This window comes from uncultured Campylobacter sp. (genome assembly GCF_938045595.1).
Lineage (GTDB): Bacteria > Campylobacterota > Campylobacteria > Campylobacterales > Campylobacteraceae > Campylobacter_B.
In genome coordinates, this window is the sequence record NZ_CALIBB010000092.1 from 1 (window position 1) to 17983 (window position 17983).

A 17983-nucleotide genomic window follows, 5' to 3' on the forward strand; every position below is an offset into this window, starting at 1 on the left:
AATTCCGGATTTGAATCAAGCTTTAGCGAAAACTCGATCAAATGTTTATTTTCGCCGCGCTCGCCCGTCGCTCCACTTCGCAAAACAAATCCCCCATGTGGGATACCGCCATGCTCTTTTTTTAGCGTTTCAAGACTTACGAAATGCACGCTCGTGTCGTAGTCGGCGAAGTAATTCGGCATCGTTTTTATCTCTCGCTCGATGCGCGCTTTATCGGCGCCGTCCTCGGCTACGACATAGCACTCGCGCAGGTGTTTTTCACGCGTGCTAAGTCTCGGGTTTTCGCCCGCACGAACTCGCTTCAAGGCGCTTTCTATCGGCACGGTGTATTGGCGCGCGTCCACAACGCCCTCGATCCTGCGGATAGCGTCGGAGTGGCCTTGACTCACACCTTTACCCCAAAACGTATAACTGCTGCCGTTTTGCAGCACGCTCTCGCCAAATAGGCGGCTTAGCGAAAACAGTCCCGGATCCCAGCCCACGGCGATGATGCCTACATTTCCGCCCGCTTTGGCTGCGGCGTCTACCGCGGCGAAGTGCTCCGGGATTTTTGCATGCGTATCGAAGCTATCGACGACGTTAAAGCTCCGCGCAAACTCGGGCGTCTGCGTCGGTAGATCCGTCGCGCTACCGCCGCAAAGCACCAAAACATCGAATTCGCCCTTGTGCGATAAAATTTCATCCGCGCTAAATACCGGAGCGCCGCATGTTTTTACTTCGCTTGGATTTCTGCGGCTAAAAACCGCCGAAAGCTGCAAATCCATGCTATTTCGCGCGGCAAGCTCTACGCCGCGACCTAAATTTCCATATCCCAAAACCGCTATTTTTATTTTTTCGCTCATTTTTTATCCTTGATAAATTTTAAAATTTAGCGCGTAAAACGGCGCGCCGCCGATGAAATTTTACCTCAGTAGGAAATAATAAATCACGTATAACCAACTTAAAAATCCGTGGATTATCGCCCACATTATGCTTTTATTGACTCCCCATGATAGTGCGACGGCTATGACCGTGCCTAATGTAAATCCACCGATACTACCTTTTGACATATTTTTCTCCTTGATTTAAATTTAGACTCAAACGAGCGGACTACTCACCAAACGCCTTTAGCTCGTCACATACTTTGGCGAATTTTTCCTGCGCGCTTTGCAGCCCTTCGCGGTTTGCGGCGACGACGTCAGCGGGCGCGGAGGAGATAAATTTTTCATTGCCAAGCATTGCAGAGAGCTTTTCGATCTCTTTTTGCAGCTTTGCTTTTTGCGCGTTAAGACGCGAAATCACGCCGCTAAGATCGACCCCCTCAAGCGGCACGAAGCTTTCTAACCTCTCGCTCACGTCGCGGGCGGAATTTGCGATGTTTTGCTGCGTAAATTCCACCTCGTCCACCTTGGCAAGCGTTTTGATGTAGTCCGCGGCGGCGCTTAGATCGACTGCCGATTTGACGTAGGCTTTTGCTACGCGCGCATTGCCGAGCTCGATCGTCGCCTTTGCGCGGCGAATGCTAACGATCGCTTCGATAACGAGCGAAAATAGCTCTTCGATCCGCTCGTCGCGCCCACCCGGCTGCGGGTATCGCATCACCATGATGGAGCGCGCGTCTTGCAGCTTCGTGCCGCTTAGCTCCTGATACAGATACTCGCTTAGAAACGGCATAAACGGGCTTAGCAGCTTCATCGCTTCTTTAAAAATCATCCCCAGCTCGCCTATCGCGGCCTTGTCCGCCTTGCTAAGCTCAATGCCCCAGTCGCAAAACTCGTCCCAAAAAAACTTATAAAGCTCTGTCGCAGCGTCGTTGAAGCGATATTCGTCTAAATTTTCCCGCACCGCGCCCACGCAGCAGTTAAAGCGCGAAAGCATATATTTGCCGAGGCTCGTTTTGATCCGCGCCGCGTCTAAATCGTCGAATTTAGAGGCGTTTAAAAGCAAAAATTTGCTCGCGTTATAGAGCTTATTCGTAAAATTTCGGTAAATCAAAAGCTTATCGTCGCTAAGGCGCAGATCGCGCCCCTGTACGCACAAAATCGTAAGGGTAAAGCGCAAAATATCGGCGCTAAATTCGTCTATTTTTAGCAGCGGATCGACTACGTTTTTGCTCGATTTGCTCATCTTTTTGCCATCTTTGTCCTTAACTAAGGCGTGCAGGTAGATGTCGCGAAACGGCAGCTCGCCCATAGCGTTTTGGCACTGAAACATCATGCGCGCGACCCAGAAAAACAAAATGTCAAAGCCGGTAATCAGCATGGTATTTGGATAAAATTCGCTCAAATCCTCCTCAAACCACTTCTCGTTTTTCAGAGCCTCGCCGTTGCCCCAACCAAGCGTGCTGATCGGCCAAAGGCCGCTTGAAAACCATGTATCGAGCACGTCGGGATCTTGAGTAAAATTTTTGCCGCCGCATTTCGGACAGACATCGGGGGCTTCTCGCTCATCGGCCCACTGATGGCCACAGTCGCAGTAAAACACGGGAATTCTATGCCCCCACCACAGCTGACGGCTGATACACCAGTCCTTCAGCTCGCGCATCCAGGCGTTGAAGCTATTGATCCAGTGCTTCGGGAAAAATTCCGCCTCGCTGGAATTTACCTTAGAGATCGCCTCTTTTGCGATATCTGCGCGCACGAACCACTGCTGCGAGATGTACGGCTCGACGACGTTTTTGCAGCGGTAGCAGTAGCCGACTTGATTTTCGTAGTCCTCGATTTTTTCGATAAAGCCCAGCCTCTCAAGCTCCGCTACGATCTGATCGCGCGCGGCAAGTCGCTCTAGGCCTTGAAATTTGCCGCACTGCTCGTTTAAAATTCCTTTTTCGTCAAATACCGTGATAAACTCCAACTCGTGGCGCTTGCCGACCTCGTAGTCGTTGGTATCGTGCGCGGGCGTGACCTTCACGGCGCCCGTTCCGAAGCTCATATCGACGTATTCGTCGGCGATGATCTCTATCTCGCGGCCGATTAGCGGCAGCACTACTTTTTTACCGATCAAATTTTTATAGCGTTCGTCCGCTGGATTTACCATCACCGCAGTGTCGCCGAAGTAGGTTTCGGGGCGCGTCGTAGCCACTACGATATACGGCAAATTCTCGCTTTGATAGGCTTCGTTGGACTGGATTTTTTCTTGCTCACGCACGAGTAGTGCGCTCCCGTCGCCAAAATCCACTCCGCCTCGCCTCTCTTTGCGATAATTCGCCTCGCCCTTTTGGATTAAATTTTGCGCCTCGTTCGCCTCATTCGCGCTCGCCTTGCAACCCACAAATTCATCGCACGATACTTCGGCTTGCTTGCTTAAATTTAATGCAAAATTCTCGCTCGAATTTGCCGCTAAATTTTGCTCGCTTGATGAACCATCCGTTCTATCTGCGCTCGCAAAATTCTGCACAACCTGCAAATCTTCATCGCGATACTTTGCCTCGTCATTTTGAGTTAAATTTGAAACAGAATTTTTATTTAAATTTGGTGCTCGGCATCCATTTAAATTTGATAAATTTTGTCCGTCCGCAAAGTAGTAACGCAAATAATAAAGCTTGCCCTTGTTCTCCTTGTGCTCGACCTCTACATCGCTTAGCGCGCCGTCGTGCGTGCACCAGTTTACCATGTAGTTTCCGCGCACGATGAGCCCCGCGTTGTATAAGCTTACGAATGCTTTGCGAACGGCGTTTTTAAGCCCCTCATCCATCGTAAAGCGCTGTCTGCTCCACGCAGGCGTGACGCCAAGGCGCTTCATCTGCTTTACGATCTGCCCGCCGCTTTGCTCCTTCCAGTGCCAAACGTGCTTTAAAAACTCCTCGCGCCCTATCTCTTCTTTTTTGATCCCTTGCGCCAAAAGCTCGCGCTCGACGACGTTTTGCGTCGCAATGCCTGCGTGGTCTAACCCCGGCTGCCACAGCGTTTTGTAACCGTCCATTCGCTTGTATCGCGTCATAATATCTTGCAATGTAAAAGTTAGCGAGTGCCCGATATGAAGCACTCCGGTGACGTTAGGAGGTGGCATCATAATGCAAAAGTTTTTGCCTTTTTGCTGGATATCTTTATTGCCGTCGATCTCGAAATAACCGCGCTGCTCCCAAATTTTATAAAAGCTCTCCTCTACGGCTTTCGCGTCGTAAAAATCTGCCATTTTTAGCCCTTTTTTAAAATTTTAAATTTTGCGATTTTAGCGGAATTTATGTAAAGCGCTCATTAAAGCGTGCCAATTCTGCATTATACAATAAAATGTAGTATTTAAATATATATAAAAATATCGAATTTTAGAATATTTTAGATAAAATTTTAAAAAATCATATAAAAACACTTGACATTAAAAATTCTACCTGCTATAATACCGCGAAATTTTAACCAAAAGGATTAAATATGAAGAAATTTCTTCTCGCTTCGCTTCTTAGCGCCAGCGTCGTCAGCTTCGCTCTTGCCGAAAAAATCGTAGTCGCCGCTACTCCGATACCGCATGCCGAAATTTTAGAGCAGATTAAGCCTGATCTAAAAGCCCAAGGCTACGATCTTGAGGTCAAGGTTTTCAACGACTACGTAACCCCGAACCTCGCTACCGATAGCGGCGACGTAGATGCCGGATTTTTCCAACATGTGCCGTATATGGAGGAATTTAACGCTAATAAAGGCACAAAATTAAAAGCGACCGTGGGCGTGCATTTAGAGCCGATGGGCATCTACAGCCATAAGATTAAAAATTTAAAAGATCTTAAAAACGGCGCCAAAGTTGCCGTGCCAAACGATCCGACTAACGAAAGCCGCGCTCTTGATCTGCTCGTAGTCGCGGGGCTCATCGAAGTAGATCAAAACGCCAAGCTTCGCACGCCGTTAGATGTCACGAAAAATCCTAAAAATTTAGAAATTTTAGAGCTTGAAGGCGCCGCGCTTCCACGCACCCTGGGCGATGTCGATATTGCGGTTATCAACTCAAATTTTGCCTTTAACGCAAATTTAAACCCGATCAAAGATTCGCTATTTTTAGAAAAGGCTGAGGGCAACCCTTACACAAATGTCATCAGTGTTAAAGAAGGCAACGAAAACAGCCCTAAAATCAAGGCGCTAGATAAAGCGATCCAAAGCGAAAAGGTGAAAAAGTTTATCGAGACGCAATATAAAGGCGCAATCATTCCATCGTTTTAACTCCTCCTCTTTTTAAAATTCGGCGCAGGATTCGCGCCGAATTTGCTGGCATTCGCTATTTTGTTTACTATCTTTTTTTATAATTGCGCGAAATTTACCGAATAAAGGAAAAATAATGAAAAGAATTTTATCTTTCAGCTTTGTTGCCGCTATGGCTATATCTTCGCTTAATGCAGGCGTTTTGGCTACTGCAAAAGACGCAAATATCACTATTACGGATGAGGATGTCGCACCGTTTTTGGCTCAAGGTATGCAGCACGGCGGACAGGAACCAACCGCCGATGAGAAGAAAAAACTAATCGACGATCTAATCAAATACAAACTTCTAATCGCAGAGGCGAAAAAATCAGGTATTGAAAACAGCGACGAATATAAACATCAGCTAGAGCTTGCTAAAGATGGCATTGCATTTAATCTATGGCAACGCGAGCAAGCTAAAGACGTAAGCGTCAGCGACGAGGAAGCTAAAAAAATTTATGATGAAAATAAACAAAATTTCATGCAACCAGATTCCGTTACCGCAAGTCATATCTTAGTAGCAGACGAAAAGGCTGCTAAAAACGCGATTGCGAAGCTATCAAAAGTCAAAAAAGAGAATTTAAAAGAGGAATTTAATAAGCTAGCTAAAGAAATTTCAATCGATCCAAGTGCTAAAGAAAACGGTGGCGATTTGGGCTCTTTTGGCAAAGGGATGATGGTGCCGGAGTTTGAAAAAGCAGCGTTTGCACTAAAAGATGGTGAGATGAGCAAAACGCCGGTAAAGACACAATTCGGATATCATATCATCTATAAAGAGGGTAGCAAAAAGGCTGAGACTATGCCGTTTGAAAAGGTAAAAGATCTCATCAAAAATCAGCTACTTCCAAGCAAAGTAAACAAAAAAATCGATGACAAGGCTAATGAGCTATTCGGCAAACTAAACATCGAATACGCAAAATAGTTTAATTTTAAGGCGCGAGGCTATTAAATTTATATGCAAGTTCGCTGCGGCAGTAACTTGTAGGGATAAATTTTAGCCCGCGCCTTTGTTTTATATACGCTAAATTTTGTGAAATTTTAAGATCACTCTTGTATTGCCGGGTTGTTAAATTTCAAACTTATTTGCTTTGCTGATGCTAAATTCCGCGAAATTTTAAGCGGAGCCGGTTTTTACACATTAAATCAAGGAATTCAAATGCTTTCTAATATCGTAAATTTTATCGTAGAATTTGTCGCGGGCTGGGGATACCTTGGCATTTTTGTGATGATGTTTTTAGAAAGCAGCTTCTTTCCCTTCCCAAGTGAAGTAGTGATGATCCCTGCAGGCTATCTGGCCTCAAAATCGCAGATGAGCTTTGTTATAGCATTTGTTTGTGGGCTTGGCGGCAGCATCACCGGCGCGCTGTTTAATTACTATCTATGCTACTTTTTTGGACGTAAGATTATCGCTAAATACGGCAAATACGTAGGCATTACCGAGGAGAAATTTGCAAAATTCGAAGCTTTTTTTAACCGCCATGGCGAAATTTCAACGTTTAACTGCCGCCTAATCCCAGGTATTCGTCAATACATCAGCCTTCCTGCGGGGCTTGCAAAGATGAATGTCGCGCGCTTCGTGCTATTTACTGGGCTTGGAGCTGCGATTTGGACATTAATACTTATGAGCTTGGGATATTTCATCGGCGAAAACGAGGAGCTAATCAAGCAAGATCTGCATCTAATTACGATCGCTCTGTTCGCTGTCGTCATTATAATCTCGCTCCTATATGTTTATTTTATAAAACGCAAAAAATAGTTCCACGCCAGTAAATACAAATACAATGAAAAATTCCATTTTATCGCCTTTAAGTTCAAATTTTTCAAATTATAATTTAAGCTAAACAAGAATTTTTATAATTTCACTTTCATAATCTGCGTGCAATACGATATTTCTATTAGAGTGTAATTATGCCTTAGTAGCGAATTCCAAAATATTTTTTAAGTAAAATTCTATTTAAAGCCTTAAACAATCATACTAATTTCTAAATTTTAATTTTTCGTTACGTTTTAAGCTGCTTTTAATACTAAAAGCTTTAAAATTCCATTAACAATTTCAACGAAAGGACTTATTATGGCAAAGACCAGAAAAGAACACGATTTCATCGGAGAATTAGAAATTTCCGACGATTTTTACTACGGTGTGCAAACATTTAGGGCACTAGAGAACTTCCATCTAAGCGGACGAGCGCTCAAAGACTATCCGTTTTTTATCAAGGCATTTGCACAAATCAAAAAAGCAGCTGCACTAGCCAATAAAGAGGTCGGAGTCCTAGACGCACAAAAAGCCGATGCGATTGCAAAAGCTTGCGACAGGCTCATCGCAGGAGAGTTCAGAGATCAATTCGTAGTCGATATGATCCAAGGTGGCGCCGGAACTTCAACGAATATGAATACCAACGAGGTCATTACTAACATAGCTTTGGAGAGCATGGGACATAAAAAAGGCGAATACCAATACCTCCATCCAAACGACCACACAAATTTGGGTCAAAGCACCAACGATACCTATCCTAGCTCGATCAAAGTCGCCGCTTACGCCAAGCTAACCGATCTACTAAAAGCTATGGAAAATTTGAAAAAAGAGCTTGAAGTTAAAGCCAAAGAATACAAAGATGTCATCAAAATGGGAAGGACGGAGCTTGAGGACGCCGTTCCTACTACTCTTGGAAACACTTTCAACGCTTTTGCTACCTACATCAAAACCGATATCGCACTTATCAAAGCTGCTAGAGAGTCGATGACTTACCTAAATATGGGCGCTACGGCGATTGGTACAGGCATCAACTGCCATCCTGATTACAAAAACGTAGTCGAGAAAAAACTGGGCGAAATCACCGGCGTTAAATTTAAAGCCGCAGAGGACTTCATCGCCGCCACACAAGACACTGCGGACTTCGTCCACGTTAGTGGCGCTCTAAAAACTGCAGCCGTCCGCCTAAGCAAAATCGCAAACGACCTACGTCTTATGAACTCCGGTCCTAGATGCGGACTAGGCGAAATCGAGCTTCCTAAGATGCAACCGGGTAGCTCCATCATGCCGGGCAAAGTAAATCCAGTCATCGCTGAGGTCGTAGGCGAGGCTTGCTATGAGGTAATCGGTAACGACGTGACTATTATGCTTTGCTCCGAGCGCGGAGAATTCGAGCTAAATGCATTTGAGCCTGGCATCGCATATGCGTTATTTAACTCGATTGTGCTTTTGGAAAATGCGATGAATACACTAGCTGAAAAAGCTATCAAACATCTAAAAGCAAACCCTGAAGCTTGCCTAAAATCGGTGTTAAATTCCGTCGGTATCGTTACTGCATTCAATCCTTACATCGGTTATGAAAAATCCGCAAGTATCGCCAAAGAGGCGCTTCAGACCGGAAAATCCGTCGGCGAAATCTGCCTAGAGCGCGGATATTTGAAAAAAGAGGAGATCGATAAGATCCTAGAGCCTAAATCTATGCTCAACCCACATATGAGCAAAAAATAGTTCCAAACTAGGTGCGGCGCGGAATTTCGTCGGTTAATTTAATAGGCGAAATTCCGCAAAGTAGAATTCTAAATAGATAAGATTGATCGTGCAGAATTCCGTAGATGCAGAATTTCATCAAGTTAGATTTAGCTTCCGTGGAGTAAAATTCCACTTGCGAAATTTTAGGATAAAATTCCGCATAGAATTCCGACCACTGAATTATAAAGATAATTCGGATTTTACCTGCTGAAATCTTTAGAATTCTGCGCGCCGTTAAAAAAATTACTTTATAAGGAGTTTTGCAATGGACTTTATGGTGATATTGCAATTTATCGTTTTGCTAGGCGGCATCTACCTAGGCGTTAAGCTAGGCGGTATGGGCGTCGGTTATGCAGGCGGCTTGGGCGTTGTCGTCCTAGCCATTTTGGGCATGAAGGTCGATATGAAGGATATCCCGATTGACGTTATCCTAATTATCGCATCGGTAATCTCCGCGATTACGGCGCTGCAAGTCGCAGGTGGACTTGATTATCTGGTTCAGGTGGCATCTAAAATTTTGCGCAAAAACCCAAAGCAGATCAACTACCTAGCGCCTATCGTTACCTATCTACTTACGATACTAGCGGGCACCGGACACACTGCGTTTTCTATGATCCCGGTTATCGTCGAGGTCGCAAAGACGCAGAACATCAAACCTTCCGCTCCTCTTGCGCTCTCGGTCGTTTCGTCTCAGGTAGCGATCACTGCGAGCCCTATTTCGGCGGCATTCGTCGCTATGAGCGGTCTGTGCGAGAAGCTAGGCGTTAGCTATCCTAAGCTTTTGTTTATCTGCATCTCTACTACCTTCGTAGCTATGATCATCACGGCTTTCATCGTAAATAAATTCTACGATCTCGATCTTTCAAAAGACCCTGTTTACAAAGAGAGACTTTCAAAAGGTCTTGTAGCCGAGATCAAAGCCGAGGAGTATAAAGAGCCGAAGCCTTACGCGAAAAGATCGGTTGCTATATTTGCTATCGGCGTTTTGATCGTCGTTTGCTATGCGCTTGCGATCTCAAAGAGCGTCGGCTTGGTAGAAAAACCGATCCTTTCAAGAGATAGCGCGATCATCAGCTTTATGCTAACTATCGGCTTTCTTATCGCTGTTTTATGCAAGATTGATACGGGCAAGCTGCTCTCTACCAGCACCTTCCAAAGCGGTATGAATGCGTGCATCTGCGTCATCGGTATCGCGTGGCTCGGTACTACTTTCGTAAATGGTCACATCGACAGTATCAAAGAGGTAGCTAAAAACGTCGTTACGCAGTATCCTTTCGTACTAGCCGTCGCGCTATATTTCCTAAGCTGCTTACTATACTCGCAGGCTGCAACCACAAAGGTTATGATGCCTGCCGTTGCTGCCGCACTTGGAATGACCAGCCCTGAAAATTCCGGTCAAATTTGGATCTTAGTCGCATCGTTTGCAGCCGTTTCGGGCTTGTTCGTGCTCCCTACTTATCCTACGACGCTCGGCGCGATCGCTATGGACGATACCGGAACGACTAGAGTCGGTAAATTTGTATTTAACCACTCATTCTTCCTTCCGGGAACCATTATGGTTGCGCTTTCGGTCGCTCTAGGATTTTTAGTAGCTCCTGCGCTAATATAAGATTAGTATTCCTTTCATTTGCGCCGAATTTTTCGGCGCATTTTTCATACCATTTAAAATTTTTAATACAATCTAATAGATAAAATTCTATCGATTTTGGGGTCTGCCATATTTGCTTATAAATTTAACTTCTAATCGCATGCGCAAAAAACTATAAGCCTGCTAGTAATGTTTGAGTGAGAGTAAAATTTCATTTGAAATTTCATACCCATATTATGCTAGATGATAAATCAAAATTTCAGCCAAAAAACATATAATGTAAGAAATTTAAAACAAGGATAAAATATGAAAAATCTCATCATCATCGCTCATCCCGATATGGCAAGCTCACACGCAAACAAGGCGTGGCGCGAGGTAGCCAAAAAGCAAGCGGATAAATTTGATATTCACGAAATTTACGCTACTTATCCGAACGGCAAAATCGATGTTGCGCGCGAGCAGGAGTCACTTTTAAGCCACGATAAAATTATCATTCAGTTTCCACTTTATTGGTACAGCTATCCGCCGCTTTTAAAGCGATGGTTCGACGATGTATTTGCCTACGGCTGGGCTTACGGCAGCACCGGCGACAAGCTAAAAGGTAAAGAATTCGCCCTAGCGATCACTATCGGCGACGAGCGAAACAACTATAAAAAAGACGGCACGATCGGATTTGACATAGAGGAAGTTATCACGCCTTTTAAATGCGCGATGAATTTTACAGGCGCCAAGCTGCTGCCGTGCCACTTCGGCTATGGATTTTCATTTCATCCAGATAGCGAATATATCGCAAAAAGTGCAGAAAAATACGAAGAATTTTTAGCAAAATTTTAAAATTTACAAAGGCAAAATCGCTTTTTTAGTCGCAAAATTTTATTTTAAAAAGTGGCGGATGAAGATCGTCTCGTTTCATCCGCACTGCTTGGCACGGCACGCACCGCTGTATTTTGCGTCGCATACGCAATCCGCTGGCATAATCTTTCGCCCTTTTGATCGTAAAATTTTATCCTCCTAAAGGGACAAAAATTTGATTTAGAATTTATATGAAATCGCCATACTAAGCGCTTTTTCGTAGCGACTATCCGTAATCGGCGAGCGCGAAATTTCATCGGAAAATCTATCCACGCCCGCCGTAGCACTCACTCCAAATCCTTTGCCTAATTCGTAAAGCGCCGTAAGATGCACGCCTACTGCACTTGCACTACTGGGCTTATATGTGCTGCCGATGCGTCCGCCGAGTTCGTCCTCACCGATACCGAAATAATAATTACTCATCTTGCTAGAAAATACTTCATAGCTGATCGCTGGCGTCAAGGAAAATCGCTGCGAAATCGGCACGGAATACGATGCTTCCGCACCATAACTACTGCCGCGCTTGCCGCCCTGCGCATGTGCGGATAGTTCAAAATCACCGAGGTTTACGCCCACTTCGCCACCGAGAGCAATTTGTTCATTGCGGTTATGAATACTTTGATAGCCGGGTTTTAACTTGTTTGCTTTCACTTTCCAGCCATCGAATGCCTGTACATAGATAGTTGCAAAGACATGTTCGCCCAGATTCGCATTATATCCTACCTCCATACCATCAATGTAAAATCCGCCATAATTTATGGAGATACCTAGTATTGGGGCTATTTTAGTACGATCTTCCGTGCGAAACATTCCATCATAAAATGCTACGCCGATACCGACGCTCACGCCGTTTTCCTCGCTATGCGCGCCACTCACGTCTTCTCTATCAAAACCTTTCGCCGATAGGGCGCCCGAAGCCATACCTATCGCTAAAACTACCGAAAAAGCTCTTTTCATCTTACTTCCTTTCGTATAAAAGCTAGTTCTTAACAATATTATTTTTTCGCTTTTTATTTTCTTAAGCGACCGATAAAATTCTGCCGCATTCAGCGTCTCGGCTCATTCACGCAAATTTCTAAAGGCGCGGCAACATCGTACCTTCATTCCTTGATCGCCGCAACTTGCCATATCGTAAAAATAAAATTCCATCGCTCGATATTTATTAAAATTTTAAGAGTAATGAAGCTGCGGCATTTTATTAATACTGCATTATACGGGCGCTATTACCGCTAAATTTCAATTAAAAAGCCGCCAAACTTATGCCCGCTAAAATTATCAGGAATTTAAAGCTCAAATTCCGCAGGCATCCGCGAAATTCCATATTTGCTCAAGCTACCGCAAAATTGCCTTATCCCGCGACGCGATTTACCCAGATCAAAAACTCGTCGCTCGGGTTCTCGTCGTCCAAATGCGCGGGAGTGACGAGCTCAACCGCGGTTTGCGGGATCGTCGTTTTAAACGCCTGTGTTACCCACTGCTGAAATTTCAGGTTTGGATGCACGAAAAAATCGTCTTCCTCGCTGTTTGGCGGCGCGCTAAAATCCTCATCCCAGCAGATCTCATCGTATCCGATCGCGAGCAGTCGCAAAAAATCAAGCCCGCTATGAGCCAAAACGCAGGTCATCGTCGAGCCCGAGCCGGAGCCCATGTGTACGATCTTCGTCTCGCCCGCATCGTCCAGCCATAGCGCGCACATCGAGCCCTCCGAGCCGCTGCCTGCGAACACGCAAAGCCGCTGCTTGATCTCCGCGGCAAGCTCGCGATCCTCGCCGTAAAACCAATACCTTAGCTCCTCGTCGCGATTTTTCGGCTCATCCGTGAAAAATACGATGTCCGTGCCGCCCTCGCGCTCATCGTCGCTCCAGCTCTGCTGCAGCCGATCCTGCGGGTAGAGATAGCCGCGTCTGCGCCCGCCCGCGTCGTCATAAAAGCCGTTTGCTTCGATCCACGCATAAAGCGCCTCAAGTTCGCTTGGCACGCGCATGCCCTGCGGTAGCGCCTCGCGCAGCTGCGCTAACAATAAATTTTCCACGATCGCCCCTTTTGTTAAATTTGCCGCTCAAATTTTACTGCGTTTCGGCTAAATTTACGGATATTTTTCTAATATCTGCGGCGTTTTACGCGCCTCGTCGCCGCAAGCGCAAATCGGCTCTTTAAATTCAGCCGATTTTGGTTGTGATACGTACGCGGCAGTGGTATTTGCTAGAGAACAGAGGCTGGTCGCTGCGGTGCCAAGCTAATCGCTCTTTTTCGCGCGCACTCAAGAGCCAAGTACGATCAAAAGCCGCGCGTGTCGTCTTGCAACATGCAAATGCCGAGTCTGCCGTAAAATTTGCAAATCCATCTGCCTTCTTTTTAAATTCCATCGCCTTAAATTTTATCGCTGCGGATATTTTCGCAGGTCGAGCGGTGCCAAATTACAGCGCAAATTTTAACTCCTGCCGTGACTCAAAAGCCTTAAAGACTCATAGCGTGCGAAATTTTAGCGTAAATTTTAACGATGAGAGGCACTTTTACATACCGCGTCATATCTGCGCGCGAGTGAATTCTACGCGGCGGTACAATCTCGGCCACTGCGCGCTGTCGCTATACGGATGCGCAAAACTTACCATTCTACGCAGCGCCTATGTCTAGGCTGCTCCTGGCGCCCGCACGCGGAACCTACCCCTCTACGCGCCCCTCCCACACGGCGGGAGCGTCAAGCTCTACGTATGAGTTTAAAATTTCATACGGCTCGTAGCTAAATTTATACGCTAGGCTTGGACACTGCTCAACCGCGTAGCCCAGATAGATCCAGCGCAGCCCCAGATCTTGGGCGAACTCGATCTGTTTTAAAAGCGAAAATTTACCCAGACTTAGATGCGGCAGATACGGATCGTAGTAGCAATACACCGAGCTGATGCCGTCATCCACGATATCGATGAGATCGACGCAGATAAGCCGCCCGTCCTCGCCGTAGTAAGAGATTTCTTTGCCGAAGTCGCCGTGACCTTGGACGTAAATTTCATCATATCGCTCAAAATCGATCTCTTGCAGAGGCCAGCCCTTTTTTAGATGCATGTAGTCGTGATAAAGCGCGAAAAGCTCCAAACGCGCATCGTTTAAAAGCGGGCGAGATTGCCATACATAGGCGGTCGTGCGATTATTTTTATAGACGCGGCGGTGCGATCTGCTAAATTTAAAATTTGCGGCATCGATGCGTAGGCTTTTACACTCCGCACAGGCTGCGCAAATGGGCTTTTGAAAATATCTGCCGAAGCGGCGGTAGCCGTGCTGCACTAAGCTTGAATTATACTCAAAGTCGCAGTCTTTTATGTAGAGATATTCGCTGCGCGCGGCTCTGCCGTCCAGATAGGGGCAAGAAAAATCCAGCGTACAAAATGGAATTTCAGTCATTCAGCTTTTTGATGTTTGCCGCGTCCACGTATTTTAAAAACTCATCTTTGAGGCGCTTTTCGCGTGCGGCGATGCTCTCTTTGGCTACGTCGAGCTCTTCCGTCGCGACGCCGTCTAGGCCGCTTCCGCTTTGCAAGCTTAAATCATCATCTCTGAAAATATCTTTAAACTCGTCGCGATTTGAATCCCTCTTTTTAGGCTTTTTGGGCGCGGAGCTTGCCGCTTTATCCTTAAGCATATCCTTTTTTATATCTTTTAGGCTATCTAAAAAATCCATGCTCTTTCCTAAATCCGCGCAGATTTGCACATCGCAGCGATGATGGCGGCGATCGCTTCGTTTTTATTCGGCTGCATATCGTCCATGGTGTTTTCTAAAATTTTGTCTAAATTTTTCTCTACGTAGCTCGTGTCGAAAAAGCCTAGTCGAAACTCGCGCGACTTGCTGATGCTGAGCAAAAACGGAATGATCGTACGCACTCCCTCGATGCGAAACTCCTTCAGCGCGCGCTCTAGCTTATTAACGGCCAGGTCGTAGTCGGTGGTTTTGATGATGAGCTTGGCTAGAAGCGAGTCGTAAAACGGCGGAATTTTATAACCTTTGTAGATGTGGCTATCGACGCGCACGGAAGGACCAAGTGCTGGATAATAATCGCTAACGGTGCCGGGGACCGGGGTGAAATTTTTCCAGACGTTTTCGGAGGTGATACGCGCTTCGATCGCGTAGCCGTGCGGCTTAATATCGCTTTGCTCAAGCTCTAAAATTTCGCCGTTTGCGATGCGGATCTGGCGTACGACGAGATCGACGCCCGTAACTTCCTCGGTAATGCCGTGCTCGACCTGGATACGGGTATTCATCTCCATAAAATAGAAGTTGTTGTAATCATCAAGTAGAAATTCCACCGTGCCGACGTTTGTGTAATTCACCGCCTTTGCCGCAGCTACCGCGGTCGTACCCATCGTCTTACGTAGATGCTCGCTTATCGAGGGGCACGGCGCAATCTCGATGATCTTTTGGTGACGGCGCTGAATCGAGCAATCGCGCTCGCAAAGATGGATAATGTTTCCATAATTGTCGCCGATGATCTGAAACTCGATGTGGCGCGGCTTGACGACGAGTTTTTCCATAAAAATTTCATCGTTGTTAAAAAAGGTCTTCGCCTCCCTCGTGCACGAGTCGTAGGCGCTCTGCATATCTTTCTCTTCCCACACCTCGCGAATACCACGTCCGCCGCCGCCGCCGCTAGCTTTTAAAATCACGGGATAGCCGATCTCGCGCGCATATTTTTTGATCGTATCCATGCTCTCGTGATTGAGCTTTTCGGTGCCGGGCACGATCGGAATGCCGTTTTTGCGCATCAAATAGCGAGCGATGTTTTTGTTGCCCATTTTTCGGATAACGTCGGGCTTTGGACCGATAAAGATAATGCCCGCGTCCTCGACCTCTCTTGCAAAGTCAAAATTCTCGCTCAAAAAGCCGTATCCAGGATGTATCGCATCAGCGCCACACTCTTTGGCGACTTCGACGATCTTTTTGGCATCCAGATATCCTTTTAGCGCATCGGTGCTTACTTCGTAGGCCTCATCGGCGATTTTTACGTGCAAGCAATCGACATCGGGTTTGGTGTAGATCGCGACGCTTTTAATATGCAGATCTCTGCAGGCTCTAATGATGCGAACCGCGATCTCGCCGCGATTAGCGATAAGAATTTTACGTATCATAAATAATTGCCTCTTTTAAAGAAATACCGCAGTAATAATAGTATAAAAAATTTTATAGCAAGTTGAAATTTGCAAAAGGCGGTTGAAATTCCGAATAAAATTTAAAGAAGATTTATGGTGCCCGAGGTCGGAATCGAACCGACACGAGGTCGCCCTCGCCAGATTTTGAGTCTGGTGCGTCTACCAATTTCACCACTCGGGCATTTAAAAAGTTATGATTGTATAAATTTAAAAGAGAAAAGCCCCGAAGACGGGGCTTGGAGCAAGAAAATTATTTTTTCTTCTTGCCTTTTGCAGCTGCAACAGCCTCTTTTAGCTGTTTGCCGACTTTAAATTTTACTACTTTAGTAGCAGGAGATTTGTAAGTTCTGTTTGTGCCAGGAACTTTACCCTCGCGAGCTGCACGCTCTGCAATACCGAAAGATCCGAAGCCGATGAAGCTTATGTCATCACCTTTTACCAAAAGCTCTTTGATAGCCTCAAGTGCAGAATCTACTACCTTAACGGTATCTTTTTTAGAAAGACCTGCCTTATCGGCAACTACTTGGATAAAATCAGCTTTTTTCATGCTAATCCTTTAAAATAAAGTGGTTTGGGCGGTATTCTACAATAGTTTCGCAAAAAATACAATAGTTTTTTAAGAAAAAAACGCAAAAATCGGCAAAATTTAGCCGAATTTAGCCCAAATTCGTCAATTTTTCAGATTTTGCTTCTTTAAATTTCAAAATTTCGCCATATTTTTGGGGCTGATTTTTGAAATTTCACCGGATTTCAAAAAATTTCAAAATTTTGCCCATCCGCGCCTCATTTTTATAAAATTTCGCCCCAGCCTGCCGCTTTAAAATATATAAACTATATTTTGTTATAATCCGCGCAAAATTTCAAAGGCTTTTTATGACTAAAATTTTAATGATAGAGGACGATTTAGAACTCGCCGAAATTTTAAGCGAATATCTGCAACAATACGATATCGATATCACCGTCGCGGACGATCCGTTTTTGGGGCTTTCCAAGCTAAATTTAGAAAATTTCAACCTCGTGATTTTAGATCTCACGCTTCCTGGGATGGACGGGCTTGAGGTCTGCAAAGAGATCCGCAAAAACACCGATATACCGATCATAATCTCAAGCGCCCGCCACGATCTGACCGATAAGATCAACGCTTTTGACTTCGGCGCGGACGATTATCTGCCAAAGCCCTATAATCCGCAAGAGCTTTTAGCGCGCATCAAACGCCACATCGAGCGCTACGACATAAACTCCATCCAGCGCGCCGCAAAGCCCAAAAAAGACCTCGAAGTGGATGATTTCCGCCACGTCATCAGCTTCAAAGGACAGCCCCTGTCGCTCACCATCGCCGAATACGACGTGCTTTCGTATCTCATCAAAAAGGAAGGCGGCGCGATCACCCGCGAGGAGCTCATCTACAACTGCAGCTCCATAAGCGAGGAATCCTCGAGCAAAAGCATCGACGTCATCATCGGTCGCATCCGCCTAAAGCTCGGCGAAACGTCCAAGGCACCTAGCTACATCCACGCTATCCGCGGCGTAGGCTATAAGCTGATACAATGAGCGAGCCTACGCCCGGCGGGCGGCGCGATAAAATTTAGCCGCTCGCGGCTCTAAATTTAATAGACACTCGCGCGGCGAAACTGAAATCGCAAGTCGGTCCGCACAATTTTTCCGCTCAAATTTAAGACGCCGCAACTGAAGCGTTAAAATTTTACGATAAAATTTTGTAGTTATAAATTTAGCACGCGGTTAGATGCGCGCGGAATTTTATCGTCG

The 17983-nt window shown here is 45.7% G+C and carries 16 protein-coding genes and 1 tRNA gene; 7 read left to right on the plus strand and 10 right to left on the minus strand.

Annotation, left to right across the window (positions count from 1 at the left end):
• The 3 genes from Q0340_RS03620 to Q0340_RS03630 all read right to left on the minus strand — a co-directional run.
• A partial coding sequence (locus Q0340_RS03620) for a diaminopimelate dehydrogenase (protein WP_298082200.1) occupies window positions 1–842 on the minus strand: 842 nt, incomplete at its 3' end.
• 60 nt (window positions 843–902) lie between these two features.
• Complete coding sequence (locus tag Q0340_RS03625) at window positions 903–1049, minus strand: hypothetical protein (RefSeq protein ID WP_297880516.1); 147 nt, start codon at window positions 1047–1049, stop codon at window positions 903–905.
• A 40-nt stretch (window positions 1050–1089) separates the two neighbouring features.
• Window positions 1090–4113 (minus strand): valine--tRNA ligase, encoded by a 3024-nt coding sequence (locus tag Q0340_RS03630; protein WP_298082201.1) that lies wholly within the window; start codon window positions 4111–4113, stop codon window positions 1090–1092.
• 233 nt (window positions 4114–4346) lie between these two features.
• Between Q0340_RS03630 and Q0340_RS03635 the strand changes: the two genes are divergently transcribed.
• From Q0340_RS03635 to Q0340_RS03660, 6 genes are all read left to right on the plus strand, one after another.
• Window positions 4347–5123, plus strand: a complete 777-nt coding sequence (locus Q0340_RS03635; protein ID WP_298082202.1) for a MetQ/NlpA family ABC transporter substrate-binding protein — start codon at window positions 4347–4349, stop codon at window positions 5121–5123.
• 115 nt (window positions 5124–5238) lie between these two features.
• Window positions 5239–6063: a peptidylprolyl isomerase gene (locus tag Q0340_RS03640; protein ID WP_298082203.1), complete on the plus strand. Its 825-nt coding sequence runs from the start codon at window positions 5239–5241 to the stop codon at window positions 6061–6063.
• 234 nt (window positions 6064–6297) lie between these two features.
• Window positions 6298–6897 (plus strand): DedA family protein, encoded by a 600-nt coding sequence (locus Q0340_RS03645; RefSeq protein ID WP_297916153.1) that lies wholly within the window; start codon window positions 6298–6300, stop codon window positions 6895–6897.
• A 315-nt stretch (window positions 6898–7212) separates the two neighbouring features.
• The gene (locus tag Q0340_RS03650; protein WP_005870686.1) at window positions 7213–8619 is read left to right on the plus strand and encodes an aspartate ammonia-lyase; all 1407 of its coding nucleotides are present in this window, start codon (window positions 7213–7215) and stop codon (window positions 8617–8619) included.
• Window positions 8620–8905: 286 nt separating this feature from the next.
• Window positions 8906–10249: an anaerobic C4-dicarboxylate transporter gene (locus tag Q0340_RS03655; RefSeq protein ID WP_298082204.1), complete on the plus strand. Its 1344-nt coding sequence runs from the start codon at window positions 8906–8908 to the stop codon at window positions 10247–10249.
• A 285-nt stretch (window positions 10250–10534) separates the two neighbouring features.
• Window positions 10535–11062, plus strand: coding sequence for an NAD(P)H-dependent oxidoreductase (locus Q0340_RS03660; RefSeq protein WP_298082205.1), 528 nt, complete (start codon window positions 10535–10537; stop codon window positions 11060–11062).
• Window positions 11063–11260: 198 nt separating this feature from the next.
• Here the strand turns inward: Q0340_RS03660 and Q0340_RS03665 are convergent, their stop codons facing one another.
• From Q0340_RS03665 to Q0340_RS03695, 7 genes are all read right to left on the minus strand, one after another.
• On the minus strand, window positions 11261–12037 hold the full coding sequence (locus tag Q0340_RS03665) for a MipA/OmpV family protein (protein ID WP_298082206.1): 777 nt from the start codon (window positions 12035–12037) through the stop codon (window positions 11261–11263).
• A gap of 391 nt (window positions 12038–12428) precedes the next feature.
• A complete protein-coding gene (locus Q0340_RS03670; RefSeq protein ID WP_298082207.1) occupies window positions 12429–13112 on the minus strand; it encodes an SMI1/KNR4 family protein in 684 nt (227 codons plus the stop codon).
• Window positions 13113–13741: 629 nt separating this feature from the next.
• Window positions 13742–14476 carry an arginyltransferase gene (locus Q0340_RS03675; RefSeq protein WP_298082208.1) on the minus strand — a complete coding sequence of 245 codons (735 nt, stop codon included), beginning with the start codon at window positions 14474–14476 and terminating at the stop codon, window positions 13742–13744.
• A complete protein-coding gene (locus tag Q0340_RS03680; protein WP_298082209.1) occupies window positions 14469–14753 on the minus strand; it encodes a hypothetical protein in 285 nt (94 codons plus the stop codon). The genes Q0340_RS03675 and Q0340_RS03680 overlap by 8 nt, the downstream gene beginning before the upstream one ends.
• Window positions 14754–14761: 8 nt before the next feature.
• Window positions 14762–16195, minus strand: a complete 1434-nt coding sequence (locus Q0340_RS03685) for an acetyl-CoA carboxylase subunit A (protein WP_298082210.1) — start codon at window positions 16193–16195, stop codon at window positions 14762–14764.
• A gap of 115 nt (window positions 16196–16310) precedes the next feature.
• Window positions 16311–16397, minus strand: a tRNA-Leu gene (locus Q0340_RS03690).
• A 69-nt stretch (window positions 16398–16466) separates the two neighbouring features.
• Window positions 16467–16763, minus strand: a complete 297-nt coding sequence (locus tag Q0340_RS03695) for an HU family DNA-binding protein (protein ID WP_291937435.1) — start codon at window positions 16761–16763, stop codon at window positions 16467–16469.
• 326 nt (window positions 16764–17089) lie between these two features.
• On the opposite strand from Q0340_RS03695, the gene Q0340_RS03700 reads away from it, so the two are divergent.
• Window positions 17090–17767 carry a response regulator transcription factor gene (locus Q0340_RS03700; protein WP_005870247.1) on the plus strand — a complete coding sequence of 226 codons (678 nt, stop codon included), beginning with the start codon at window positions 17090–17092 and terminating at the stop codon, window positions 17765–17767.
• Window positions 17768–17983: the final 216 nt, after the last annotated feature.

Bases quoted from the DNA above. Each gene is read 5' to 3' on its own strand.
- Q0340_RS03675 (WP_298082208.1), bottom strand. From the start codon at position 14,476: ATGACTGAAATTCCATTTTGTACGCTGGATTTTTCTTGCCCCTATCTG.
- Q0340_RS03630 (WP_298082201.1), bottom strand. From the start codon at position 4,113: ATGGCAGATTTTTACGACGCGAAAGCCGTAGAGGAGAGCTTTTATAAA.
- Q0340_RS03695 (WP_291937435.1), bottom strand. From the start codon at position 16,763: ATGAAAAAAGCTGATTTTATCCAAGTAGTTGCCGATAAGGCAGGTCTT.
- Q0340_RS03685 (WP_298082210.1), bottom strand. From the start codon at position 16,195: ATGATACGTAAAATTCTTATCGCTAATCGCGGCGAGATCGCGGTTCGC.
- Q0340_RS03700 (WP_005870247.1), top strand. From the start codon at position 17,090: ATGACTAAAATTTTAATGATAGAGGACGATTTAGAACTCGCCGAAATT.
- Q0340_RS03660 (WP_298082205.1), top strand. From the start codon at position 10,535: ATGAAAAATCTCATCATCATCGCTCATCCCGATATGGCAAGCTCACAC.
- Q0340_RS03640 (WP_298082203.1), top strand. From the start codon at position 5,239: ATGAAAAGAATTTTATCTTTCAGCTTTGTTGCCGCTATGGCTATATCT.
- Q0340_RS03625 (WP_297880516.1), bottom strand. From the start codon at position 1,049: ATGTCAAAAGGTAGTATCGGTGGATTTACATTAGGCACGGTCATAGCC.
- Q0340_RS03665 (WP_298082206.1), bottom strand. From the start codon at position 12,037: ATGAAAAGAGCTTTTTCGGTAGTTTTAGCGATAGGTATGGCTTCGGGC.
- Q0340_RS03645 (WP_297916153.1), top strand. From the start codon at position 6,298: ATGCTTTCTAATATCGTAAATTTTATCGTAGAATTTGTCGCGGGCTGG.
- Q0340_RS03650 (WP_005870686.1), top strand. From the start codon at position 7,213: ATGGCAAAGACCAGAAAAGAACACGATTTCATCGGAGAATTAGAAATT.
- Q0340_RS03655 (WP_298082204.1), top strand. From the start codon at position 8,906: ATGGACTTTATGGTGATATTGCAATTTATCGTTTTGCTAGGCGGCATC.
- Q0340_RS03680 (WP_298082209.1), bottom strand. From the start codon at position 14,753: ATGGATTTTTTAGATAGCCTAAAAGATATAAAAAAGGATATGCTTAAG.
- Q0340_RS03635 (WP_298082202.1), top strand. From the start codon at position 4,347: ATGAAGAAATTTCTTCTCGCTTCGCTTCTTAGCGCCAGCGTCGTCAGC.